Origin of the sequence: Armatimonas sp., from assembly GCF_043757465.1 — a bacterium.
Classification (GTDB): domain Bacteria; phylum Armatimonadota; class Armatimonadia; order Armatimonadales; family Armatimonadaceae; genus Armatimonas.
Map to the genome: position 1 here is coordinate 38,616 of NZ_JAYVPL010000147.1, position 21,666 is coordinate 60,281.

Annotated in this window: 21 protein-coding genes and 1 tRNA gene; 14 read left to right on the forward strand and 8 right to left on the reverse strand. The window is 59.5% G+C overall.

The window, feature by feature from the left end; translation table 11 throughout:
• The first annotated feature begins 49 nt into the window (after window positions 1–49).
• Window positions 50–1,855, forward strand: a complete 1,806-nt coding sequence (locus ACH2ED_RS20495) for an EAL domain-containing protein (protein ID WP_395094588.1) — start codon at window positions 50–52, stop codon at window positions 1,853–1,855.
• Here the strand turns inward: ACH2ED_RS20495 and ACH2ED_RS20500 are convergent.
• Window positions 1,837–2,109, reverse strand: coding sequence for a hypothetical protein (locus ACH2ED_RS20500; RefSeq protein ID WP_395094589.1), 273 nt, complete (start codon window positions 2,107–2,109; stop codon window positions 1,837–1,839). The genes ACH2ED_RS20495 and ACH2ED_RS20500 overlap by 19 nt on opposite strands.
• On the opposite strand from ACH2ED_RS20500, the gene ACH2ED_RS20505 reads away from it, so the two are divergent.
• The 4 genes from ACH2ED_RS20505 (at window position 2,109) to ACH2ED_RS20520 (ending at window position 4,572) form a co-directional block, all read left to right on the forward strand.
• Window positions 2,109–2,360 (forward strand): hypothetical protein, encoded by a 252-nt coding sequence (locus tag ACH2ED_RS20505; protein WP_395094590.1) that lies wholly within the window; start codon window positions 2,109–2,111, stop codon window positions 2,358–2,360. The genes ACH2ED_RS20500 and ACH2ED_RS20505 overlap by 1 nt on opposite strands.
• Before the next feature lie 45 nt (window positions 2,361–2,405).
• Window positions 2,406–2,479, forward strand: a tRNA-Arg gene (locus tag ACH2ED_RS20510).
• Between the two features lie 33 nt (window positions 2,480–2,512).
• Window positions 2,513–3,622 (forward strand): NPCBM/NEW2 domain-containing protein, encoded by a 1,110-nt coding sequence (locus tag ACH2ED_RS20515; protein WP_395094591.1) that lies wholly within the window; start codon window positions 2,513–2,515, stop codon window positions 3,620–3,622.
• A gap of 38 nt (window positions 3,623–3,660) precedes the next feature.
• Window positions 3,661–4,572 carry an FkbM family methyltransferase gene (locus ACH2ED_RS20520; RefSeq protein WP_395094592.1) on the forward strand — a complete coding sequence of 304 codons (912 nt, stop codon included), beginning with the start codon at window positions 3,661–3,663 and terminating at the stop codon, window positions 4,570–4,572.
• A gap of 8 nt (window positions 4,573–4,580) precedes the next feature.
• On the opposite strand, the gene ACH2ED_RS20525 is transcribed toward ACH2ED_RS20520, so the two are convergent.
• The 5 genes from ACH2ED_RS20525 to ACH2ED_RS20545 are packed head-to-tail and all read right to left on the reverse strand — an operon-like array spanning window position 4,581 to window position 8,555.
• Entirely contained in the window at window positions 4,581–5,570 is a 990-nt protein-coding gene (locus ACH2ED_RS20525; RefSeq protein ID WP_395094593.1) for a bifunctional heptose 7-phosphate kinase/heptose 1-phosphate adenyltransferase, read from the reverse strand.
• 2 nt (window positions 5,571–5,572) lie between these two features.
• Window positions 5,573–6,091, reverse strand: coding sequence for an inorganic diphosphatase (locus tag ACH2ED_RS20530; protein WP_395094594.1), 519 nt, complete (start codon window positions 6,089–6,091; stop codon window positions 5,573–5,575).
• Between the two features lie 9 nt (window positions 6,092–6,100).
• Window positions 6,101–7,009: a dihydroorotate dehydrogenase gene (locus tag ACH2ED_RS20535; RefSeq protein ID WP_395094595.1), complete on the reverse strand. Its 909-nt coding sequence runs from the start codon at window positions 7,007–7,009 to the stop codon at window positions 6,101–6,103.
• Between the two features lie 10 nt (window positions 7,010–7,019).
• A complete protein-coding gene (locus ACH2ED_RS20540) occupies window positions 7,020–7,841 on the reverse strand; it encodes a dihydroorotate dehydrogenase electron transfer subunit (protein WP_395094596.1) in 822 nt (273 codons plus the stop codon).
• Between the two features lie 36 nt (window positions 7,842–7,877).
• Entirely contained in the window at window positions 7,878–8,555 is a 678-nt protein-coding gene (locus ACH2ED_RS20545; RefSeq protein ID WP_395094597.1) for a PEP-CTERM sorting domain-containing protein, read from the reverse strand.
• Between the two features lie 150 nt (window positions 8,556–8,705).
• Between ACH2ED_RS20545 and ACH2ED_RS20550 the strand changes: the two genes are divergently transcribed.
• Together ACH2ED_RS20550 and ACH2ED_RS20555 are read left to right on the forward strand one after the other, a co-directional pair.
• Window positions 8,706–8,924, forward strand: a complete 219-nt coding sequence (locus ACH2ED_RS20550; RefSeq protein WP_395094598.1) for a hypothetical protein — start codon at window positions 8,706–8,708, stop codon at window positions 8,922–8,924.
• The gene (locus tag ACH2ED_RS20555) at window positions 8,921–9,091 is read left to right on the forward strand and encodes a hypothetical protein (protein WP_395094599.1); all 171 of its coding nucleotides are present in this window, start codon (window positions 8,921–8,923) and stop codon (window positions 9,089–9,091) included. Before ACH2ED_RS20550 ends, ACH2ED_RS20555 begins: the two co-directional genes overlap by 4 nt.
• A gap of 131 nt (window positions 9,092–9,222) precedes the next feature.
• On the opposite strand, the gene ACH2ED_RS20560 is transcribed toward ACH2ED_RS20555, so the two are convergent.
• Entirely contained in the window at window positions 9,223–9,927 is a 705-nt protein-coding gene (locus ACH2ED_RS20560; protein ID WP_395094600.1) for a PEP-CTERM sorting domain-containing protein, read from the reverse strand.
• Window positions 9,928–10,047: 120 nt separating this feature from the next.
• On the opposite strand from ACH2ED_RS20560, the gene ACH2ED_RS20565 reads away from it, so the two are divergent.
• The 7 genes from ACH2ED_RS20565 to ACH2ED_RS20595 all read left to right on the forward strand — a co-directional run bounded on the left by ACH2ED_RS20565 (window position 10,048) and on the right by ACH2ED_RS20595 (window position 19,111).
• The gene (locus ACH2ED_RS20565) at window positions 10,048–12,312 is read left to right on the forward strand and encodes an ABC transporter ATP-binding protein (protein ID WP_395094601.1); all 2,265 of its coding nucleotides are present in this window, start codon (window positions 10,048–10,050) and stop codon (window positions 12,310–12,312) included.
• A 19-nt stretch (window positions 12,313–12,331) separates the two neighbouring features.
• The gene (locus tag ACH2ED_RS20570; RefSeq protein ID WP_395094602.1) at window positions 12,332–13,126 is read left to right on the forward strand and encodes a DUF4058 family protein; all 795 of its coding nucleotides are present in this window, start codon (window positions 12,332–12,334) and stop codon (window positions 13,124–13,126) included.
• Complete coding sequence (locus ACH2ED_RS20575; protein ID WP_395094603.1) at window positions 13,126–13,728, forward strand: hypothetical protein; 603 nt, start codon at window positions 13,126–13,128, stop codon at window positions 13,726–13,728. Before ACH2ED_RS20570 ends, ACH2ED_RS20575 begins: the two co-directional genes overlap by 1 nt.
• 7 nt (window positions 13,729–13,735) lie before the next feature.
• Window positions 13,736–14,338 carry a hypothetical protein gene (locus ACH2ED_RS20580; RefSeq protein WP_395094604.1) on the forward strand — a complete coding sequence of 201 codons (603 nt, stop codon included), beginning with the start codon at window positions 13,736–13,738 and terminating at the stop codon, window positions 14,336–14,338.
• Window positions 14,339–14,344: 6 nt separating this feature from the next.
• Window positions 14,345–14,872: a DUF1854 domain-containing protein gene (locus ACH2ED_RS20585; protein ID WP_395094605.1), complete on the forward strand. Its 528-nt coding sequence runs from the start codon at window positions 14,345–14,347 to the stop codon at window positions 14,870–14,872.
• Window positions 14,873–14,875: 3 nt separating this feature from the next.
• A complete protein-coding gene (locus ACH2ED_RS20590) occupies window positions 14,876–18,583 on the forward strand; it encodes a ThuA domain-containing protein (protein ID WP_395094606.1) in 3,708 nt (1,235 codons plus the stop codon).
• 84 nt (window positions 18,584–18,667) lie between these two features.
• Complete coding sequence (locus ACH2ED_RS20595) at window positions 18,668–19,111, forward strand: hypothetical protein (RefSeq protein ID WP_395094607.1); 444 nt, start codon at window positions 18,668–18,670, stop codon at window positions 19,109–19,111.
• A 29-nt stretch (window positions 19,112–19,140) separates the two neighbouring features.
• Here ACH2ED_RS20595 and ACH2ED_RS20600 read toward each other — a convergent pair whose 3' ends face one another.
• Complete coding sequence (locus ACH2ED_RS20600) at window positions 19,141–21,639, reverse strand: bifunctional YncE family protein/alkaline phosphatase family protein (protein ID WP_395094608.1); 2,499 nt, start codon at window positions 21,637–21,639, stop codon at window positions 19,141–19,143.
• Between the last annotated feature and the right edge of the window lie 27 nt (window positions 21,640–21,666).

Sequence of the window (21,666 nt, forward strand, 5' to 3'; positions counted from 1 at the left end):
AATGGACTCAAGGGCGAGCCGTCAACCTCACAGTCGTACAACTATATAGATGAACCGTCGAACTTACAACAGTACCCCCATAGAGGACGCCGCTTTTTTACAGCGTGCCGTTTCCCAGGCGAGGTGCCTGCTCTGGCAGGCAACCGTCTTGGAGCTGCCCTGCGACAGAAATCACAACCCTTTACAACCCAACTTCAATGAGGAACGCGATACCTATCTCCACTGGAACTTGCGCCTGATTGCCCCGCATGCGGTTTTGGAATGGCTCCCGTTTCCCTTTGTGGAAGAGCAACCTCTCCAAGAGGCTTTCCTTGAGGCCCGCTGCCCGGAAGAGCAGTACCAGTGTGAGCTCAAAGCGATCCAGGCGCTACGCGATGAGGTGCCACGCTACCACCAGGAATACACGATCCAGCTTGAGGATGGCAGCGTGCGCTGGCTCAACGAGGATGTCACCGTGCAGTGCCTGGTACCGGGCTGCTGGAACCTGGTAGGAGTCTGCACCGACATTACGGACCGCAAAGAGATCGAAGCGCGGCTTGCCTACCAGACCCAACACGATCCGCTCACCGGTCTGGCAAACCGTCGCCAGCTCATGGAGACGATAGAAAAGCTCCTGGCAAATCCGGACGGACACACCTGCCTCTTCTTTGTAGATCTGGATAACTTCAAACTCATCAACGACAACTTTGGGCACCACTCGGGCGACCAAGTGCTGATTGCGACGGCGGAGCGGCTCCGTCGTGAGGTTGGTCAACAAGGTGTTATCGCCCGGCTTGGCGGCGATGAGTTTACGGTTCTTCTCCCAAATGTCCCCTCATCTTCGCAGGTGAACAACCTGGCAGAGCGGCTGACCCGGGCGCTAAATGCCCCACTTGTCATCCAGGATCGCCCTCTCCTCCTCTCCGCCAGTATCGGAGTTGCCCTTGGGGAGCCCGGCAGCACGAGCGATCTTCTGCGTAACGCCAACACGGCGATGCATCATGCAAAAGGGCTGGGAAAGGCGGGCTACCTGTTCTTTGATCCCATCATGGATCAGGACTCACGCGAGCGCTTTGAGCTTGAGGCAGCGCTCAGGCGTGCACTCCGCGACGGGGAGATTAAGCCCTACTACCAGCCGATTCTCTCGCTAAAGACAGGCGCGGTCGTTGCCGTAGAGGCGCTCGCGCGCTGGCAGACAAGTGAGGGCACTTACCTACCACCGGGCCGCTTTATCCCCATCGCCGAGGAGACGGGTCTTATCATCCCACTAGGTGTCGCACTGCTACGGGCAGCTTGTTATGATGCCGTTCAGTGGCGCGGCGTGCTCGGTAATCGCAGTCTCCAGGTCAATGTCAATGTCTCCGAGCGTCAGTTCCGCGAGTCGGACTTTGTCCCCATGGTACGACAGATCCTACGTGAGACGGGTCTGCCACCCGCGGCTCTCACCTTGGAGCTCACGGAGAGCATTCTGCTCAGCGATATCGAGAGTGGAATCGCCCGCCTGCATGCACTGGAGGAGCTGGGGGTTCGATTAAGCCTGGATGACTTCGGGACAGGCTACTGCTCCCTGTCTTACCTAAGCCGCTTGCCCGTAAAGGCACTCAAGGTGGACCGGAGCTTTGTTAGTGCCCTGAGTCATGCGGATCCCAAGTTCGTCACTCAAAATGAGGCGATCATCCGCACCATTCTCGCACTGGCCCAAACCCTGGAGCTATCGGTCACAGCGGAGGGCATTGAGGAAGTGAGCCAGCAGGAGCGCTTAACCGCTCTGGGGGCGAGCTTTGGTCAGGGCTATCTCTTTGCCCGCCCCATGCCCGCCCACGAGCTAAGCCGTTATCTGGCGGCTGAGGCGACTCCTCAACAAAAAGCCGCCTGAGTCCTGACCTGGGTTCTGGCCTCCAAAAGCGCCAGAGTATCGGGGAGCAAGGGGGGCAGGTTGGACGCGGTGCGGCTTCCCAGTGCGAGAGAAAACGCATCGCTGGCCTCGGTCAGGAACTGAAGATCGTCGAGCACCAGCGCGCGCCTGGTGGGTCGTGAAAGCAGCATCTCCAGTGGCAGAGTATCGTCCCCAAGCACACGCCCGAGTGCCGGGATAATACGTTGGGTGAAGTTTGTTGTACAATCAGGCAATGTCTCTCACAGTGCGCCTGATTCTCATCTTTCTGGCTCTCTTTGCCGCATTCTGGCTCCTGGCTCTGGTGGTGGGCTGGCTCTCGTATCTATTCATCGCCGTCGGGGTGATTGGGGTGATCGCATTGCTTGTCTGGTGTTTTCGGCAGAAAAGCGCCTCGGAGCTGCAGCCCCTGACGAAGAAACACGAGCAACAGGCCCAAAAAGAGCTTCAAAAGCTGGAGAAGCGCCAGAAAAATGGTCCTCGGTAGGCGTTTGCGGAGCCGACTAACCGGCGGTATACTGTCAATCCATGCCCGCCTGTAGCTCAGCGGATTAGAGTGTTGGCCTCCGAAGCCAAAGGTCGCAGGTTCGAATCTTGCCAGGCGGATTGTTTCGTTCCTCTCGTATTGGAGGGTTTCTCATGACGCGTCGTCGCTTCGCTGTAGCCCTTTTCGGGCTTTCTCTCAGTGTCCGTGCCACCGCGCAACAAGATCCTTCCGTTGTCATTGTGCCTGTCAATCCTCTGGAAAATCCCGGCGGCGAGGTATGGCTGGAGAGCCTGTTTAAAGCGCCGGGTGTGCGCTACGATGGCAACCTGGTTTTCTCCCCACGCAAGGTGCTGGTCAATGGCAAGCGCTTCGAGCACGGGATGTCAGCGGATGTCAAAGACGATCCCATGGGGCCGGGCGAGATTTGCGGGATGACAATCCCCGTTCAGGGCAAGTTCCTACGCTTTCAGGCGATGGTGGGTCGCGATGATGATGAGGCAAAACTGGGGACCGGTTACTGCTACTTCGAGGTCTACGGCGACAACAAGCTGCTCTTCCGCTCGGATGCGATTCGCTCCACACTCTACCCGGTGCTCACCGATGAGGGGGGGGCAAAACGAACCCGCCCACAACCCGTAGATCTAGAAATCAAGGGGGTGCGCCTCCTGCGTCTTATTGTGCGTTATGCCAATGACTTCAAGCAAACCGGGACGTTCGCGGCCGGTCCGACAGGCGATCATGTGAAGCGTGCCGCAGGCTGCATTTGGTACGATTCGAAGCTAATCTCAGGCGCAGGAGCCACGCTGGATACCGCCCGGCTCAAGGAGCGTGATGAGCGTATCCGGACGGCGGCCCAGCTAGCGGCGCGCTCTCTCAAACGGCAGCTCCAGGTATTGGAGAAACCCGGTACCAAGTTCCCGCTTATCATCCTCCCCATACGTGATGAGTCCCGCGTCTCTCCCGATGACTTACTGATCCGCCCCCAGATTGCGAAAGTCTTCTTTGGCAGCGACGACGGCAGGCCTCTGGGTGTCCCGCTGGAGCCGGAAAAAACGGTGGAGCTACGCGAGATCTTACGCAACTTCTCCCCTAAGTCTCTGCGTGAGCTTGCCCGTGCCGCCGAACAAGGACGCTACGCCAATGCCCCCTACTTGATTGGTGGCTACATCGAAAACGAGAGGCTCTATCTGATTCTTCTGGATACCCGGCCCGACGACGGCCAGATTGTCGGCAACGCCACCGGCTGGCTTAGCCCTCCTTAAATCGCCGAGGGAGAAGTGGTATACTGCAAGCTCACATCATGCCTCTAGCCTCGCTCTCGACAGACTCGAACCCTCTTCGTAATGGCCTTCGTTCTCTGTTGACGCACCTCCCCTCCCGCCTCGCGGAGCAGCTCTATGGGGCAATCGGTGGCACGGGCAAGCGCTTGAAAGCCCCGGCCAGCGCCCTCACTGTGACCCTCCGAAACGGGACACGGATGTCTCTGAACCTACACGATGGGATGCAAAGGAACCTCTACTACACAGGTGTTTGGGAGACGGCCTGTGTGAAGTGCCTGGAGCCCTATGTTACCGAAGGCGCGGTGTTTATTGATATTGGAGCCAATATCGGATTCTACTCCCTCTGGGCGGCGGCACGCAGTGGGAGGAGTGGGCAAGTATTTTCCATCGAACCCAATCCCAACACCCTTGCCTTCCTAAAAGCCAATGTCGGACTGAACCCGGAAATTGCGCCCATCCAGGTTATCGAAGCGGCCCTGAGCGACACCGATAGCATGCTCACTTTTGAGTTCAATATCGGCTCACTCGGGATGGGGCACATTCAGCGCGAGAACGAAAAAAGCGCCTTAACAAAACAGAAGAGCGCCTTAACAAAACAGAAGAAGGTGGAAGTGCAGTCCCGTAGCTTGGCAAGTCTGCTGACGGAGTTCTCCCGAATGCGCGAGGCAGGGGTAATGAAAATGGATGCGGAAGGCGCAGAGGGGCTGATTCTCAACGCCGTGAAAGACTACCTGCTTCCTCCCATTGTGCTGATCGAAGTGGAAGACAGGCATCTGGAACACTACGGCACCACAGGCAAAGCCGTTATCGAGCTGATGGTTGCTCGTGGCTACCAGGTTCGGGAAGTTCTCAGTAACGGCTGCACTCGCAACCTCTCAGCCCCTTACCCCACGGAATACCGTGGCAACTTTCTTTTCCAGCGCAAGCCCTAACCAAGAGACTACAGTAGCGCGGCGACTTCTTCACGACGTGCGGTGACCACGCCGACATGCCGAACGACGGCCCCGCCCGCTGCATTTCCCAGGCGCACGGCCTGCTCAATGGTTCCCCCCGCCGCAAGCCCCATCGTGATCCCCGCAATCGTGGAGTCGCCCGCGCCCGTGCCATCGAAAACTTCGACCGGAACAGCGGCGACATCCACAAAGCGCGTGGGCTCAAAGATCGTCAGGCCACGTGCGCCGCGCGTGACAAGAAGATTGCGCACATCGAGCGCCTCACGCAGCCGCGCTCCCGCGTCGTGAAAGAGCGTATCGTCCAGTGACTCAAACAGCGTCGTGCGGCTAGCTTCATCTGCTTCCTTTCGGTTGAGCTGGATCAGATCCGCATCCTTATAGAACGCGACACTTGCGGGCTTCGGGTTGGCCGTCACCACAGCTCCCCGTGTACGCGCCGCCGCACTGAGGCGCGCCACGAGTGTCTCGGTCAGGACGCCCTTGAGATAGTCTGAAAAGAGCAGTGCATCACAGCCCGCCTCTAGAACTTCCTCGCAGGCACGCACCAGCGCGGTCTCCGTCTCGGCGGTGAGCGGGGCACGCAGCTCGCGATCCACACGCACGATCTGTTGCGCCCCCTGGTACGAACCCGCCGTCACCCGCGTCTTGCGCGTCGTCGGGCGGTCGGGGGCCGTCACCACGGCGGAGATATCCGCCCCAAGTGCCCGCAACGCCTCTCGTAGCTTCCCCCCTGCCACATCATCGCCGACCACGCCCGCCACAAAGACCTCCGCCTCAAACGCCACAAGCTGCGCCGCCGTGTTGGCCGCCCCGCCCGGCACAAAGGTCTCCCGCTCAACTTCGACAATCGGCACAGGCGCCTCGGGCGAGATGCGGTTCACATGGCCCCAGATATGCTCATCGGCCATCAGATCGCCAACCACAAGCACGCGCCTACCCGGGAAACTCTCTAAAATTCCGAGCAGTTCGTCACGCATGGCTACACCGCGCTGTGGATCAGGCGGCAGGTGTTGATCATCTCTTTGGCACGCTCGACATCCATCCACTCGCCGATCTGAACCGATTTCTTCTCCAGGGTTTTATACACATCAAAGAAGTGCTCGATCTCGCGCAAGTAGTGCTCCGGGACATCTTCGAGCTTGCTGACGCCATGAAAGCGCGGGTCGTGGGCGACGCGGGCGAGTATTTTCTCATCAGCACCTTTTTCATCGCGCATCATCAAGACTCCGAGCGGGCGGCAGCTCACGACGCAGCCACAAAAAGTGGGGTGCGAGCCGATCACAAGAACATCGAGCGCATCGCCATCGGCACTCATGGTTCCAGCGATCCAGCCGTAGTCAAACGGATAGAACAGCGGCGAGTAGAGCGGACGGTCGAGCTTGAAGACCCCCAGATCTTTGTCGTACTCGTATTTATTGGAGGAGCCACGCGGAATCTCGATGACGGCGTGCACTTCGTCGGGCGCATTGTCCCCAATGGGTAAAGTTCGGTAAGGCATAGATTTAGCTTATTGTACAGCCCCGATGATCTGACGGACGTCGTCGAAGCCGTTCTTCTCTAAATAATCGGCGATCCCACTTGCGATCTCGATAGCGGCGAGCGGATTGACGAAGTTCACGGTTCCGGCGGCCACAGCGGTTGCGCCCGCCAGCAGAAACTCAACGGCATCGGTAGCGTTCATAATACCGCCCATTCCGATAATCGGAATTTCCACGGTCTGGGCAACTCGGTAGACGGCGAGCAGGGCAATCGGCTTAATTGCGGGCCCCGAGAGGCCACCCGTTTTATTCGCGAGCTTAAACGTGCGCTTGCGGGCATCTATCGCGGTTCCGATCACGGTGTTGATCAGCGAGATAGCATCGGCCCCCGCATCCTCAGCGGCTTTAGCGACGGGCCGAATATCGGTGACATTGGGCGAGAGCTTGGCAATGATCGGCAGGTCGGTGACGGCGCGTACGGCGGCGACAACTTCCGCCGTCAGGTGCGGCTGGGTGGCGTAGTCCAGGCCATGGGAGACATTAGGACACGAGATATTCAGCTCAATGGCGTCCGCCCCGCCTCCCTCCGTCAAGCGCCGCGCCACATAGGCAAAATCCTCGGGGCTCTCGCCGGGCACGTTGACAATGATCGGAACATCGAACTGCCGCAGGAACGGGAGCTTCTCGCGCAAGTAGTTCTCGATACCGCCGTTTTGTAGGCCAATCGCATTGAGCACTCCCGAGGCCGTTTCGCACATGCGCACGGGTGGGTTACCTCGGCGTGGCTCCCGCGTCGTTGCTTTGACACAGACCGCGCCAAGCAGGCTCAGATCCACTAAGTCTTTGGTCTCGGAGCCGAAGCCAAAGGTGCCGGAGCCTGTGGTGACGGGCGTGCGCATCGTCATCGAGCCGATCTTCACCTCAAGATTCACTGCCATGTGACCTCATTCACTGCCATGTGACCTCCGTTGCGGGGTAGACCGGGCCATCGGTGCAGGTGCGCGAGAAGCTGCCATCGGCTTTCTGGAGCACGCACCCCACGCAGATTCCGATTCCACAGGGCATGGGCGTCTCCATCGAGACCTGACAGGGTTTGTTATAGGCGATACACAGCTCGGCGACGGCGCGCATCATCGGGGTTGGACCACAGGTATAAACACAGACACTGGTCCCCCCGCTGGCGGGGGCGAGGGGGGAAAGCAGTGGTAGCAAGCCGTCCGTCACACGCCCTTTCACCCCAAGGCTGCCGTCGTCGGTGCAGGCGATAATCTCCACGCCCGCCTCGCGCAAGCCCTCATCGCCGACGAGCAGATTCGCGCTCCGGGCTCCGTAGATGAGAGTGACCTTGGCGCTCGGGTTAGCGGCCTTGATGGTCTTGGCCAGAAAGTTCAGCGGCGGAACCCCGTAGCCGCCGCCCACCAGCACGTGATGGACATCGGCATGCGGGTCGGCATCGAAGACGCGCCCTCCGAGCGGCCCCAGAAAGTCCAGCCTATCGCCCGGCTCGTACTGGGCCATAGTGCGCGTCGTCGGCCCGTAGACGGAGAAGAGAATGGAGCAGTGGCCCGCCTCTCTGTCCACGGTAAAGATCGAGAAGGGCTTGCGCAGGATCGAGCTTCCCGGATTGGCAGGCGTGGTGGCCCCCACCGCGATAAAGTGCCCGGGCCGTGCATCACACGCCGTCTCAGGGTCGTCGAAGGTTAAAACAAAGTGTCCCGGAGCGGCAAGGGCCTGCACGGAGACAATGGTAGCAGCACGTTTACGAATCACGTCGCGCCATTGTACCCGACCGCGCCGAAGAATCGCCTACCTGCGCCGACGAGCCACGATTCCACCGACGATGCCAAGCGCCACAAGCGCCAGCGTGCCCGGCTCCGGGCCGACAAAGCCACCCGAGTAGAAAATCGTCCCGTTCCAGACACGCGGCGTACGTACAGTCCCCCCAACAAAAAAATCGTTGGTTGCAGAGCCCGCGCTCAGCGAGAGATCCACATTGGAGAAGAACAAACTTGGGGGAGGCTCAAGTGTAGTGCCCGTGTACTGGGCGATGTAGCCGATGTTATGAATCGCCATACCCGTGACCCCGGGCCCCAGCACAAAGTCGGTAATATCAACCTGACTAGGTGTATTGATCGCGGCAGCAACACCAGAGCCTGTTGAGCGCAGTGTCCACCCTGCCGCGCTCCCCTCAAAACCCGTTGCCGTTCCAGAGCGCGTCCAGACCTCAAGGCTGATGGGGGCTCCCAGCGAGATCGAGCCTGGATTTGCCGTCCCCACGTTGGCATTGACTCCCAGGCTGGTGAGGGTGAGAGCGGAAACTGCATTCAGATCAAAGAAAACGCCCCCGCCCTGACTATTGCCATTATTGCTATTAAAAAACGTCGTCAGAGATTGTGCCCGCGCCCCGGGGGAGAGCGCGATCCCCACGAGAAGGGACAGTATCGAAACACGACAACGGCAACGCGAGAAACGAGTACGAGTCATATAATTTTTTTAACCTTGTCATCATCTATCCAGGATGCGCTTTGACGCGTTCAGATGATCTTCCTTGAAACGCCCACCCCAGACGGTACACACCTCTATTATATACCAGGTTCGTCTTTTTCAAACCTATTGGCAATCTGCCCCAGCTCATTGCCCCAATCGCCCCTTACCCCTCCCCGAGCCGCGTTCTACGCCCAAGTCGAAGCCGCCGAAGAAGCCCGGCTTGCTCCCCAGCGTGCCCAGCGCGAGCGTGAGAAAGCGGCGCACGCGCAGTCTCTCATCGGATTGGAGACGATTCTCTCACAAAAACGCGACTCGCTTCAGCGGCTAGAACTGCTCGTTTCTGCTATGGGCGGACACTACAGATGAGCCTTCCTGTGATCCACCACGACCAGGAATTAAAAGTGACCCAAGAGCGCATCGTGCGCTTCGAGATCGAGCGTATGCATACCGAAGTCATGGCCTACCTGAGCCGCCACAGCACCGAAGTGCTCGCGACGGCTGCCCCCCCAGCCCCCGCCCGGCGGGGGAGATAGAAGAAATCGGATTCCTTATTGTCCCCCCGCCGGGTACCCTTTGGGTGGGGGGTTAGGGGGCAAGTTACTCCCCGACCCTAGTCCCCCCCGCTATGCGGTTGCCGATGCATTTGCAAGAGTGGGAGATACAATTACTTGCGACGCTTGATCGCAATGCCACCTGCGATACCCAAAGTAAGAAGAGCCAGCGTGCCTGGCTCAGGAGCAGCGGAAGAAGCTGCGACTCCTACCACGACATTGTCCATCGTGTTCCATCGATTTGGGGTGAGTCCCCCCGCATTGGCTGTCACGGAGACGAGAGGCGTGGTGGAGATCCAACCGAAAAAGTTAGTGACGGAGTTTACGCCAGCCGCGAGAGGGGAGTCCGCATCCACTCCGTTGGAAGCGAAGGCGGAGACAGAGTTCCCTACAAAAGGTTGGAAGTTACCACCGCTATCGGTCAGGAAGAAATCCGCACCGAAAGCGAAGACCTGTGCCGGGGAGCTGCTCACCGTCGCCACTAGGTTGTTCGTTGCATCATTGGTAGACATGGCTCCGGCAATCGAGAACAATCCACTCGGCGGTGCTGTGTACGTGACGGAGAAACCGTTGCCAGAGCGCGTTGCAGAGGCCCCTTGGATTCCGCCGTTTGTGACACCCGCAAAATCATCGTTAAAGAAACCTGGCTGTAGTGCCGCCAGAAAACTAGCACGGTTTGTAAAAGTGGTAATCGTTGCCTGCGCCGCTTGTGGGAGCGCCGCCAGTCCGAGAAGTGTGAGTGCGGCAAGCGTGCCGCGTGTGTTTGCGAAACGAGAAAAAACTATGAACTCTATCCTTTGTGCCTCAGGCAGAAACACTGTCTACCCTGAAGCGGTGCCGTGGCTGATGCGTCTCAGGCCGGCAACTTACGCGGAGATTATACACAAAATTACTCAAAAGCCTGTCAAAAAACCGTTTGCGGGGGTAGACTACTACCTATGGCAATGCTCGAAGAGCTTCCCGCCTCGGTTGAGGCGGCGCTCCAGGCCCAGCGGAATGGCCACGGTTCTGATCCCCTCACCCTCGCGGTCAAGGCGGATATCAATACTAGCGGTGTAATCGGCGAGCGGTGGGTAACCATGGACGCGGACGCGATCCGGGTCTACTCCCCCAACGGCGCAAGCGGCTCAGCGGCGCATCTGGACCTCTCGGTTCTCGTCAGCGAGATCACCGGCGCAAAGACCGAGTCGCTGGTGGGCGGCGGGGCGCTGACCGTCTCGCGTGGCTCGGACATTATCGAGCTGGCACGCTACACCACGCCGCTGGGCGGGCGCATGGCGGGCGTGGCGCGTGTCATGGAGGCCATCGCCAAGGGGCGCGATCTGCCCGATGCTGAGCTGGAGGAGGTAGAAAAACTCTGCCCCAAGTGCAGCCGCGCCCTGCCCAAGGACTCCGATGTCTGCCGCCACTGTTTTGACAAGCGCGCGACGTTTACCCGACTGCTCGGCTACGCCAAGGGCTACAAGCTCCAGGCCGTTATCGTCACCACTCTGATGATCGCGGGCACGGCGCTACAGCTACTGCCCGGCTGGATTGTCAAGCGCCTCACCGACGATGTGCTCGTCCCCAAAGTGGCAGTCGCCGCCGCCGACCGGCTACACGGGCTGATCTACTGGGTGCTCGTGATGATCGGCGCGACCGTGCTGGGCCTCGTGATGGGCATCTTCCGCTCGCGCCTCACTGCGTATCTCTCGCTGACCATGACCCGGCAGATCCGCACCGAGACCTACGCGACACTCCAGAAGCTCGGGCTCTCGTACTACGACAAGCGGCAGTCGGGCGCGCTGTTAAATCGTGTCACCTCCGATGTCAACGAGCTCAATAACTTCCTCGTAGACGGCCTCCAGATGCTCGTGGTCAATGGCCTGATGCTGGTCGGGACACTCGTGATTGTCTTCACCCAGAACTGGCGGCTCGCGCTTCTGGTGATGATCCCCATCCCGCTCGTGATACTCGGCACGACCCGCATCTGGAAGTTTCTGTGGGGACGATTAGAGAAACTCTGGAACCTGCGCTCGTCCATGACGGCCAGTATCGCGGTCGCGCTCAATGGCACTCGCGTCGTGAAGGCTTTTGCGCAAGAGGATCGGGAGATGGCGCGCTTCAACCAGAAGGTGGGTGCGCTCTACCACGCAAACTTAGATCTGGAGAACTGGTGGGCGACGCTGCTGCCCATTCTGGGTTTTCTCATGACCAGCGGCGGGTTTATTGTCTGGTATGTCGGCGGGCAGCAAGTGATCGCGGAAGAGATCACGTTCGGCACGCTGAACATGTTCTTCTACTACCTCGGGCAGCTCTACGGCCCGCTCCAGGGCATGACAAGAATTGCAGACTGGCTGGGCCGCGTGCTCACCAGCGCCGAGCGTGTCTTTGAGGTGATGGATACCCAGGCCGATGTCGCCGACAGCGCCGACTCCGTTGCCATGCCCAACATGAAGGGTGAGCTGCTCTTTGAGAATGTCAGCTTTGGCTACGATAAAGCGCGGCGGGTCTTAGAGAACGTGGATCTGCATGTCATGCCCGGCGAGATGATCGGCCTCGTGGGGCACTCCGGCGCAGGCAAGTCCACGATTATCAACCTGATCTCGCGCTTCTATGATCCGAGTGAGGGACGTATCTTAATTGATGGTGTCGAGATGAAGAAAGTCAAGCTCCAAGATCTCAGAAGCCAGATGGGAATCGTGCTCCAGGAGCCGTTTCTCTTCCCCGGCACCATCGCGGAGAACATCGCCTACGGTAAAGCGGACGCCACACTTGAGCAGATCATGCGCGCCGCAAAAGCCGCCAACGCCCACGACTTCATCTTGCGCTTCCCCGACGGCTACGACTCCTTAGTGGGCGAGCGCGGTGCACGGCTCTCCGGCGGCGAGCGCCAGCGCATTAGTATCGCACGCGCCATTCTGCACGACCCGAAAGTGCTGATCCTCGACGAAGCCACGGCGTCCGTGGACACCGAGACCGAGAAGCAGATCCAGGAAGCCATCCAGCGCCTGATCGCGGGCCGCACCACGTTCGCCATCGCCCACCGCCTTTCTACGCTCCGCAACGCCGATAGATTAGTGGTGATCGAGAAAGGCCGCGTCGCCGAGATGGGCACCCACGCCGAGCTGATGGAGAAAGACAACGGCATCTTCAGAAAGCTCGTCGAGATGCAGCTTGAAGTCAACAAACTCAAGTCCGAGAACATGATTTTGGAAGAGTAGCCGCGATAGAATAAGTATTATGCCTGGCCCGTTTCCTGGAATGGATCCCTACCTTGAGCTGCCCGAAAACTGGCGCGGCGTTCATAGCCTGCTGATTGCTGTCTTGGTGGAGCAACTCAACGCTCACCTTCCCCTACCTTTCGCCGCCGTTGCCGAAGAGCGTTGCTACGTCTTTCAGGAAGAGCGCGAGATTATCCCTGATATCGGACTCGTTCGTCCCTTCGAGTCTCGCTTAAAAACCACAAGTGCCAGCACTGCTCTTTTAGAGCGTCCTGCGGTCACTCCCGCCGAAGTCATGCAACTGGAGTCTATCGAAGTCAAACAGCGCTTCATCAATGTCATCACAGTGCGAGATAGAGAGCTTGTTACCACTATTGAGCTGCTCAGCCCCGTCAATAAGTCCCGTGAAGGACGACGCAAATATCAACGTAAACAAGCCGAGATTCTTAAGAGCGACGTACATCTGATTGAGATTGATCTTTTACGTTGCGGTGAGCACACCGCGCATATTCCGCTGGCACGCCTTCGTCAGCGTGGCAAACCCTGGGACTATCTCGTCTGCCTGCACCGTGCCCATCAGCGCCATCGGGTAGAGTATTGGGCCATCCCACTTTCGCAGCGGCTCCCCACCGTTGCCGTACCTCTTACCGATGAAGCCGCCGACATTCCACTCGATCTCCAAAACGCTCTGGACACCCTTTACGACCGAGGAGCCTACAGCCGCATTCTGGACTACGACCAGCCCCTGATTCCCGCTCTCAACACCGAAAACCAGAAATGGGCAGAGAATGTCCTCCTCGAACGGAGTCATTAATGGCTTACTCAAAGTTTAAGCTGGGACAAGTTCTGGACACTTTTGACATCACTCTCATTGAAGGCGTTGATCTCTTTCCTGATGTAGCGCCTGCCGAGCCGAGCGAGCTTCTCACGGCGGTTCTCAAACGCGGCATACCACTTGCCGAGGCTATCTCCACAGAGAAAGCACGCTCCGAGTTTGTTCTTGCTCCCTTGCTCGCTGAGGTTCGAGAACGGATGGAGGGGCGTATCTCGCTGTTCTCTGGGGTGGATTTTACCGTAGATGCCGCACGCGGTCTGAACGGCGAGTGCGACTTTTTGCTCTCCCGCTCGCCGCTTCAGTCCGTGCTACGTGCTCCGGCATTTGCCATTGTCGAGGCCAAGAACCTGAGCCTCGCGCCGGGACTGGGTCAGTGCATCGCAGAAATGATCGCAGCGCAGATTTTCAATGAGAACGCGGGCAAGCCACTGCCGTGCATTTGGGGGGCCGTGACAACAGGGCTAAGCTGGCGCTTTCTGAAGCTGGAAGGCCAGATGGTGACAATGGATCATCTGGAGCGCTCTCTCAATGGAGTGGCGGGGATTCTAGGAATTTTACTGTACATTGCCGAGGGCAACTAGGAGACCTATGGCTTACTCAAAGTTCACCCTCGAAAAAGCACTGAAGGAGCTAGAGCTGACTCTAGTGAGTGTGCCGGAGATTTTCGCAGGCGTTGCGCCGGTTGCCGTCTCAGAGCCAATGGCGGGGCTTTTGCAGCAGTATCTAACGATCGCTTTAGGAGTGGCAACGGAGAAAGCGCGCTCGGAGTACTTGGTCGCTCCCCTACTCTTTGAGCTTCGCCAGCGCACGGGCGGCCAGATTTCGATCTTCTCCGGCGTGGCCTTTGACGTAGACCCGGCGCGAGGGCTTGCCGGGGCGTGCGATTTTCTTCTCGCGAAATCGCCCGAGCAAAACGTACTTCAATCGCCGGTCTTTGCAGCGGTAGAATCGAAAAGCGAGAACCTGCGTCCGGGGCTGGGGCAGTGCCTCGCCGAGATGGTAGCCGTGCAGCTCTTCAACCAGCGGGAAGGCCATCCGTTGCCCACAGTCTGGGGCACGGTCACGTCGGGCCTCGCGTGGCGTTTTATGAAGCTGGAAGGCCAGACGGTTTTTCTGGAGAACCAGGAGCGCTCCCTCGGCGATGGGAGCGAGGTTCTCGGAATTTTACTGCATATTGCAGAAGGTAAATAGTAAATCATGCAACAAAGTGCCAACACTGATTTCGATCTGATTTTTCTTGATCCGGCGACGGTCACATTCTTTCGCACGGGTGGCAGTGCCGTGCGTGCCACGATTGCGGACCCGAAAATCGGCTACGAGCGGACAGTTCTCATCTGCCAGATCGCGCGGGCGTTCCCACTCTCGCTACAAGACCAGTACATCGGCCTGCGCGATGCCAAGGATAAAGATGTCGGAATGCTAGAGAAGCTCACGGGCCTCGATGCGGAGTCGCGCAAGATCCTGGATGAGGAGCTGGAGCGTCGCTACTTTGTCCCCACCATTCAGCGTGTCACTATGGTCAAGAAAGAGTACGACACCGTGAACTTCGAGGTCGAGACGGATAAAGGTGCGCGCAAGTTCGCGGTGCAGAACCTCAAGGACTCGATCCAGGAAGTCAGCGGCGGGCGTGTGCTGCTCACGGACCGAACGGGTAGCCGCTACAACATCCCAGACTACCGCAAGCTCGACGAGAAGACCCTCGCGATCCTCTCACGCGTTCTGTAAGTTATGACAAAGATCGTCTTTCTGGCGGGCACTAAGAGCCATGGGCCAGGGGAGCATGAGTACGAGAGGGGCCTGCGGCTCTTTGCCAAGGCGCTGGCTCCGTTTGCTCAGACCGAGGTGCATCTCTACGGCTGGCCTGAGGGAGACGCAGAGAAAACGCTGGAGGACGCGGACTGCATCGTGCTCTACGCCGATGGTTCGGACCATAAAGAGAGCGACCATCCGCTGCTGATCGGCAATCGCATGGCAGTGATCGAGCGGCAGATGAAGCGCGGGTGTGGCCTGGTGACACTGCACTACGCGACGTTCTGCCCGCTGGCACACAGCCAAAAATATCTCACATGGGTTGGCGGGCACTTTGACTACGAATCGGGCAGTGGGGCGAACCACTGGGCATCTGCCATCCAGCACTTCGAGTCCACGCCGCGCTTGGTGCCACACAGGATTACCGAGGGAGTGACGCCGTTTGCGGTGCGGGAAGAGTGGTACTACAAAATGCGCCTCAACCCGAGGACTGTCCAGCCTCTCATGCAGGTGCTGCCACCTGGCGAGACACTGCCCCAGACTGTCGCGTGGTGCGTGAGCCGTCCCGATCAGGCAGGTGGGCGCGGGTTCGCTTGCACAGGCGGTCATAGTCACCAAAACTGGGCGATTCCGGGCTACCAGAAGCTCATCATCCAGGGAATTATATGGGCCGCCAAGGCCGAGGGCACCCCTAAGTTCGTCCCGCTCGACGATCCGCTCCGTGTGCAGATTCTCACGGGCAAGCACCACCCCGCGCACAACTGGCAGCAGACCACGCCTGCTCTTGCAGAGATTCTGGGCAACGACAAACGCATCAAAACCTCCGTCTGCGAGAACCCGGAGGCGCTCGACCTCAGCACCACCGACGTGCTCGTCCTTAACTACTGCAACTGGGAATCGGCGAGCCTGAGCGCTGGCAAGCGCACAGCACTGCTCAATTTCGTGCGCCGTGGCGGTGGGCTCGTGCTGGTCCATTTTGCCAACGGTGCCTGGCGCGACTGGCCAGAGTTCTTTGGCGGGCTCGCGCGTCGTGTCTGGGTAGATGGCAAGGCCAACCACGATGCCTACGGCGGCTTTACAGTCACGGTGACGCAGCCAGCGCACCGGCTTACAGCGGGGCTTCCCGCACAGTTCCCCACTACCGACGAACTGTACTGCTCGCAGGTCGGGGAGCTCCCCGTGGAGCCGCTGCTCACCGCGCACTCCAAAGTAACCAACAAAGACGAGCCTCTAGCGTTCACCTACACCGAGGGCAAGGGACGCATCTTCCAGACGCTTCTCGGTCACGATGCAGGCGCACTCCGCACACCCGCTCACGCCGAGCTGATCCGTCGCGCCGTGGCCTGGGTCGGGAATCGGGAGGTGCTTGCCAGCCCCCTAGCCCCCGCCCAGCGGGGGAATCCCCTCCCTCCCCCATCGGACGGGGGCCGGGGGGGTGGTTACGAAGCCAGCGGCGACTCCCGCTGGCAAGAACCGCCGCTGGTTGTGACGTGCCGAGCGCGGCTTTTCTCCAAAAACGGCTTTAACATCCTAGTCGCCAGCTCCCACAAAGACTCACCGCGTCACTGGGAGATCTACACGGAAGCGGGATCGGGGAAACTCGCGGTCTATCTGCCAGGTGCGGCTCCAGCCAATGTGACGTCAGAAACCGACCTCTGTGACGGACAGTGGCACGCGGTGCGTTTTGAGTACTTACCCAGCAGTGTGAAGCTCTTTGTTGATGAGAAGCTAGCCGCTGAGGCGCAGATTGGGATGGCGCATGTCACGGCAGCCATCGGGCCGCTCTGGATTGGGTGCTACCCACCGCAGGGCCTCGGCTGTGACGGTCAGCTCGAAGACATCCAGATCGCCCGCAACGGCAAAACATTGGCACGGTTTGCCTTAAAAGAGGGCGAGGGGGATGCGGGATTGAGACGAGTAACGGGTGGTGAAGTGGCAAGCGATGCGGCGCCGTGGAGGCTGGAACTGACCGGTAAGTGGCCAAAGGTGGATACGAAAACCAGTGTGGACTGGCGAGAGAGTGGCAACGATGCGGGGCGGATGCGGCACGCCAAGCTCATGCAGGTCAATAAGAAGACCGTGAAGAATCTCAAGCTCGCCTGGGAGTTCAAGACGGGTGATGCGGGTGCGGGAACGACGATTGAGTGCACACCAATCATTGTTGAGGGCGTGATGTATCTCACCACCGTGAAGCTGCGCATTGTCGCACTGGAGGCGGCGACGGGCAAGCCGATCTGGGTGCACGATCCCAAGTCCAGCGGGGTGCATCGCGGACTGACCTACTGGACCGATGGCAAGCTCACACGGATTCTCTGCGCCCTCCCGGATGGCAAGCTCCTCTCGCTGGATGCCCGAACCGGCACGCCCGATGTGCGCTTTGGCAAGGGTGGTGTGGTGAACCTGCGCGATGGCTACGAGCGCGATCTCTCCAAGCTCAACTACGGGTGCACGTCGGCACTGGCGCTTTTTGAGAACTTGGTGGTCGTGCCCATCATCAACTCCGAGGGGCAGCCAGGCGCACCGGGTGATATTCGGGCCTTTGATGTGCGCACAGGCAAAGAAGTCTGGCGTTTTTACACCGTGCCGCGGCCCGGTGAGTTTGGCAACGACACTTGGGCCAAGGACTCCTGGCGCGAGCGCTCGGGAACCAACGCCTGGACGGGATACACCGTGGACACGAAAAACGCGATTGTCTTTGCCGCGACCGGCTCAGCGGCATCGGACTTTTACGGGGCGGATCGGCATGGGGCGAATCTCTTTGCCAACTGCCTGATCGCACTCGATGCAAGAACGGGCAAGCGGCTCTGGCACTTCCAGACCGTGCACCATGATCTCTGGGACCACGACAACCCCTGCCCGCCCACACTCTGCATCGTGAAGGGCAAAGAGTGTGTCGCGCTGGCCACCAAGACGGGCTTTGTCTATGTCTTTGAGCGTAAAACCGGCAAATCACTGTTCCCCATTGTGGAGAAAGCCGCGCCGCCCTCAGATATTCCCGGTGAACAAGCCTCGCCCACCCAGCCCATGCCACTCGCGCCCCCGCCGCTCACGCCTCAAGTTATCACCGACGCCGACCTCACGGTGCCTGCCAACGGGCGACGCTACGGCCAGTGGCGTCAGCCCCCAAGCGTGGAAGGGACAATCTGCACACCGGGATTTCATGGCGGCGCAAACTGGAGTGGCTCGGCCTACGACCCCGCAACGGGCTATTTGTTTGTCAACACGAACAACATCCCCAGTGTCGTCCAGCTAAAGGCAAATAGCAGTGGCGGCTACGACTTCATGGGCTACAACTGGCTTCGGGACAAAGACGGACGCCCGGGGGTGAAGCCGCCATGGGGCAGCCTCACCGCCGTGGATTTGAACAACGGCACGTTTGCCTGGCGCATCCCGCTGGGCTCCTACCCCGAGTTGGCCGATAAGTCCACGGGCTGCGAGAACTTCGGCGGCTCGATAGTCACCGCAGGCGGCCTCATTTTTATCGCCTCCACCCGTGACGAGCTGCTCCGCGCCTTTGACAAAGACACCGGCAAGCTCCTCTGGCAGCACAAGCTCCCCGCAGGTGGCTACGCTTGCCCGGCAACTTACTCGGTCAACGGCAAGCAATTTGTGGTGATCGCAGCAGGCGGAGGCGGCAAGATCGGCACCAAATCCGGTGATAGCTATGTTGCTTTTGCGCTGCCGTAACGAGACGTTCGATGATTTTCAATAGAGAAGCCTCCGTCGAAGATCGGACGACTCTTTCCACGCAACTGCCGATAGAATAGAGCCATGGGAAACAAAGACGAAGAAGTAAAGGCACTTCAAGAGGCCTTCAAGGCGGAGTTTATCGAGCACCAGAAAAGCGAGGATGCAACAGTCCCCCTTCGCTTTCTCGCCGAGGCACTGGAAGCCGATACTGCGGGCTATAAAAAGCGCTTTAAAGAGAGTGCACTGGCCATGATCGGCCTCGTCTTTCTGCTGATCCAGTTCCGCGACACGCCCTACGAACAGTGGGCCTTTATCATCGTTCCGCTGGGCCTCGCCTACGCCGCCCAGCGCGTCGGGTCGCCCAAGCGACCCGCGATTCTGGCCGCCGCCAGCGAGACTCTGCTCTCTCCCGTCCTCTACACCCCCGAGCAGCAAGTGCTCATTCGCCGGATCGAGGAAGCGGCCTTTGGCAGCGAGCGCGGGCTGAAAACAGCCTGCGAGCAAGCCCTCCAGCAGAGCGCCTAGCCCCCCTGAGTTCCCCCATCGGACGGGGGCTAGGGGGCAGGATACGGCTTCTCCCCATGTAGGTTGTGCCAGAGCACGCGGTTGAGCGTGTTGAAGTCCGCAGCGTCCATCTCGCTCCAGTCCAGTGAGGCGGAGAGGTCGTACCACTTTTTCTCACTTGGTGCGAGGGCGGTGCGCGGCGTGTTCATCTCACCGATCTTGGTGCGATTGGGAACGGAAGCGAAGGCGGTGAAATTCGGCGTGTCGGTAAAGCAGGCGGCCATCGGCGGCGTGTTGGCATCGAACTTGTTCATGGGGTCCAGGCCGAGCATCTTCTCAATAGTGGCAAGCATGGTCACCGTGGTGTAGAAGTTCGAGTCCACGAAACCGCGCTTGACGTAGGGTGAGTAGCAGGCAAAGACCGTCCGGTGACCGTCCACGTGGTCAGGCCCCGCCTGGGCATCATCCTCGATCACGAAGATTGCGGTGTTCTTCCACTGCGACGACTTGCTCACGGCCTCGATAATGCGCCCGAGCGCCAGATCGTTGTCGGCGACCATGCTCTTGGGCTTGGGGTACTCGGCGGAGAGTCCCTCGGTATGATCCGAAGGCAGTGAGAGTACCATTAGGTTCGGTACGGTGTTGGCCTTACTGAATTTCCCATACTCCGCGATAAAAATATCCGCTTTGACCTGATCGCTCTGGAGCAGCGGCCAGTACAGATAGTTCGGGTGCGCGAGCGCCTTGACACTGTGCACACGCGGCACGGACTGATACGTGAACTTGTTGGTGCCCCGCGCCTGCCAGACCTCCAGCCAGTCTTTGGGTTTAGGTGTGATGATATTGCTGCCATCGTCGCAGAACTCCCCGTAGATGCGGACACTCTTTTTCTTCCTCAGTGCTGCATCCCAGAGCGTCCCCGACGACGCCACGCCCATTGGGTCATCGCCATCGTCGGGGTAAGTCCGGTAGCCGGTGTACATGTGCTCTAAGTAATCGTTGGCCTGCGCGGTATCGGTCCAATGGTGCCCGTCGGCGGAGTTCGTCCCGCTGACGTAGCCATTGTCAAAGAGCGTGAAAGCGCGGGCGAGTGCGTGGTGGTTGGGCGTCACCTCCTCGCCAAGTCCGCAGAGCTTTGCATCTCCATTGCCCTCTTTCATGTCGCCAAAGACCTCATCGTAGGTGCGGTTCTCTTTAATAATATACAAAATGTGCTGGATCGCGCCGTTAAAGACCTTCAGCTTCGGCGTGATGCGTGGCGCGTCCCAGCCATTGAGCTTGGCAACTTTGGCCGTCGCCGCTTTTAAATCCGTGCTGCGGTCAATCACCGAGATGCTTCCCTGGAAATCATGCGCGTTGCCCGGCTGTCCCAGAAGGGTTTTACGGACGGAGCCATTGCCTTTGGTGTTGAGGGCGAAGACTTTGCCTACCCCCTGGCCCCCGTCCGATGGGGGAATGGCAAGTGCCATGGGGTAGTAGCCTGCGGGCCGGTAGCCAAGCACTTTCCCCGTCGCCGCATCCATCTCGGCGATAGCGTTGTCACCGCCACACGCAACCAATAAAACGCCCCCAACCGCATCGTCCCCCCGCCGGGTGGGGGTTAGGGGGGAGGCCATCGCAAGCGCCCCTGGCATCGCGCCTAGGAGTTTATTTTTGCCCCAAGTGAGCGGCCAAGTGGCGGCGACGCGCTTCTGCGCGAGATCAATCACGCTGATGCTGTCGCTGGCGGCGTTAGTGACAAAGGCGCGGTTGCCATCTATTAAAAGCGTGGTCGGGTGCAGCCCGATGGGCACGTGCGTTGTGGCACTGCCATTGCCCTCCCGCGCCACTAAACTGACGCTGCCCGTGGCGGTGAAGCCGCGCGGGTCGCTCACGAGCCAGGCTCCGTTGGACTCGGCCCGCTCCCCGTTTTCCAGCTTGTCGTCATCGGTGACGGGCCGTCCCCCCCAGTTACTGGCGACCAGTGTCTTCTCATCGGCGGAGAGCGCTACCATGAACGGGAGTTTTTGGGTCGGGAAAGTGCGCGTGATCTTGCCACTGACAATCTCCAGCTCTGCCACGGCATCGCGATCCATGAGGGCCACAAAGAGTGTCCTGCCATCGCGCGTGATGCACATCCCACCGGGGCGCGGGTTGCCCTTCCCGCCAAACTCCAGCTTGCGCCCCGCGCTCAGCTTACCGCTTTCGTAGAGGCACTCTTGCACCATCCCATTGCTCACGCTCGCAAAGAGCCGCGTGCCATCGGGGCTCCAGAGCAAGCCGTGAAAGCCCGCCCCCGCCGCCAGTGGCACGTCGGTTCCCGCGATGACACCCGATTCCGTCGCCAGAAAGACTTTGTTTTGCCCTAGCACCGCGAGGGTCTTGCCATCGGGATGCAACGCGATATCTACTGGGCGACCGTCGAAGGCAATCGTCCCCGGCTCAACAGTCTGCCCCGACGAGACTAAAAACGTGCCATCGAACTGCTTGCCTAACTTTCGTGTCTGAGTGGCCTGGAGCGTAAAGCCGATAACGGCGATGCCGAGCACAGCGGCAAGAATTGTCTTCATACGGGGATTTTACCTGACCCCGCCGGT

Excerpts from the sequence above, each read along its gene's own strand:
- ACH2ED_RS20495 (WP_395094588.1), top strand. The coding sequence starts at position 50 with ATGAACCGTCGAACTTACAACAGTACCCCCATAGAGGACGCCGCTTTT.
- ACH2ED_RS20505 (WP_395094590.1), top strand. The coding sequence starts at position 2,109 with ATGTCTCTCACAGTGCGCCTGATTCTCATCTTTCTGGCTCTCTTTGCC.
- ACH2ED_RS20515 (WP_395094591.1), top strand. The coding sequence starts at position 2,513 with ATGACGCGTCGTCGCTTCGCTGTAGCCCTTTTCGGGCTTTCTCTCAGT.
- ACH2ED_RS20520 (WP_395094592.1), top strand. The coding sequence starts at position 3,661 with ATGCCTCTAGCCTCGCTCTCGACAGACTCGAACCCTCTTCGTAATGGC.
- ACH2ED_RS20525 (WP_395094593.1), bottom strand. The coding sequence starts at position 5,570 with ATGCGTGACGAACTGCTCGGAATTTTAGAGAGTTTCCCGGGTAGGCGC.
- ACH2ED_RS20530 (WP_395094594.1), bottom strand. The coding sequence starts at position 6,091 with ATGCCTTACCGAACTTTACCCATTGGGGACAATGCGCCCGACGAAGTG.
- ACH2ED_RS20535 (WP_395094595.1), bottom strand. The coding sequence starts at position 7,009 with ATGGCAGTGAATCTTGAGGTGAAGATCGGCTCGATGACGATGCGCACG.
- ACH2ED_RS20545 (WP_395094597.1), bottom strand. The coding sequence starts at position 8,555 with ATGACTCGTACTCGTTTCTCGCGTTGCCGTTGTCGTGTTTCGATACTG.
- ACH2ED_RS20555 (WP_395094599.1), top strand. The coding sequence starts at position 8,921 with ATGAGCCTTCCTGTGATCCACCACGACCAGGAATTAAAAGTGACCCAA.
- ACH2ED_RS20565 (WP_395094601.1), top strand. The coding sequence starts at position 10,048 with ATGGCAATGCTCGAAGAGCTTCCCGCCTCGGTTGAGGCGGCGCTCCAG.
- ACH2ED_RS20570 (WP_395094602.1), top strand. The coding sequence starts at position 12,332 with ATGCCTGGCCCGTTTCCTGGAATGGATCCCTACCTTGAGCTGCCCGAA.
- ACH2ED_RS20575 (WP_395094603.1), top strand. The coding sequence starts at position 13,126 with ATGGCTTACTCAAAGTTTAAGCTGGGACAAGTTCTGGACACTTTTGAC.
- ACH2ED_RS20580 (WP_395094604.1), top strand. The coding sequence starts at position 13,736 with ATGGCTTACTCAAAGTTCACCCTCGAAAAAGCACTGAAGGAGCTAGAG.
- ACH2ED_RS20585 (WP_395094605.1), top strand. The coding sequence starts at position 14,345 with ATGCAACAAAGTGCCAACACTGATTTCGATCTGATTTTTCTTGATCCG.
- ACH2ED_RS20590 (WP_395094606.1), top strand. The coding sequence starts at position 14,876 with ATGACAAAGATCGTCTTTCTGGCGGGCACTAAGAGCCATGGGCCAGGG.
- ACH2ED_RS20595 (WP_395094607.1), top strand. The coding sequence starts at position 18,668 with ATGGGAAACAAAGACGAAGAAGTAAAGGCACTTCAAGAGGCCTTCAAG.
- ACH2ED_RS20600 (WP_395094608.1), bottom strand. The coding sequence starts at position 21,639 with ATGAAGACAATTCTTGCCGCTGTGCTCGGCATCGCCGTTATCGGCTTT.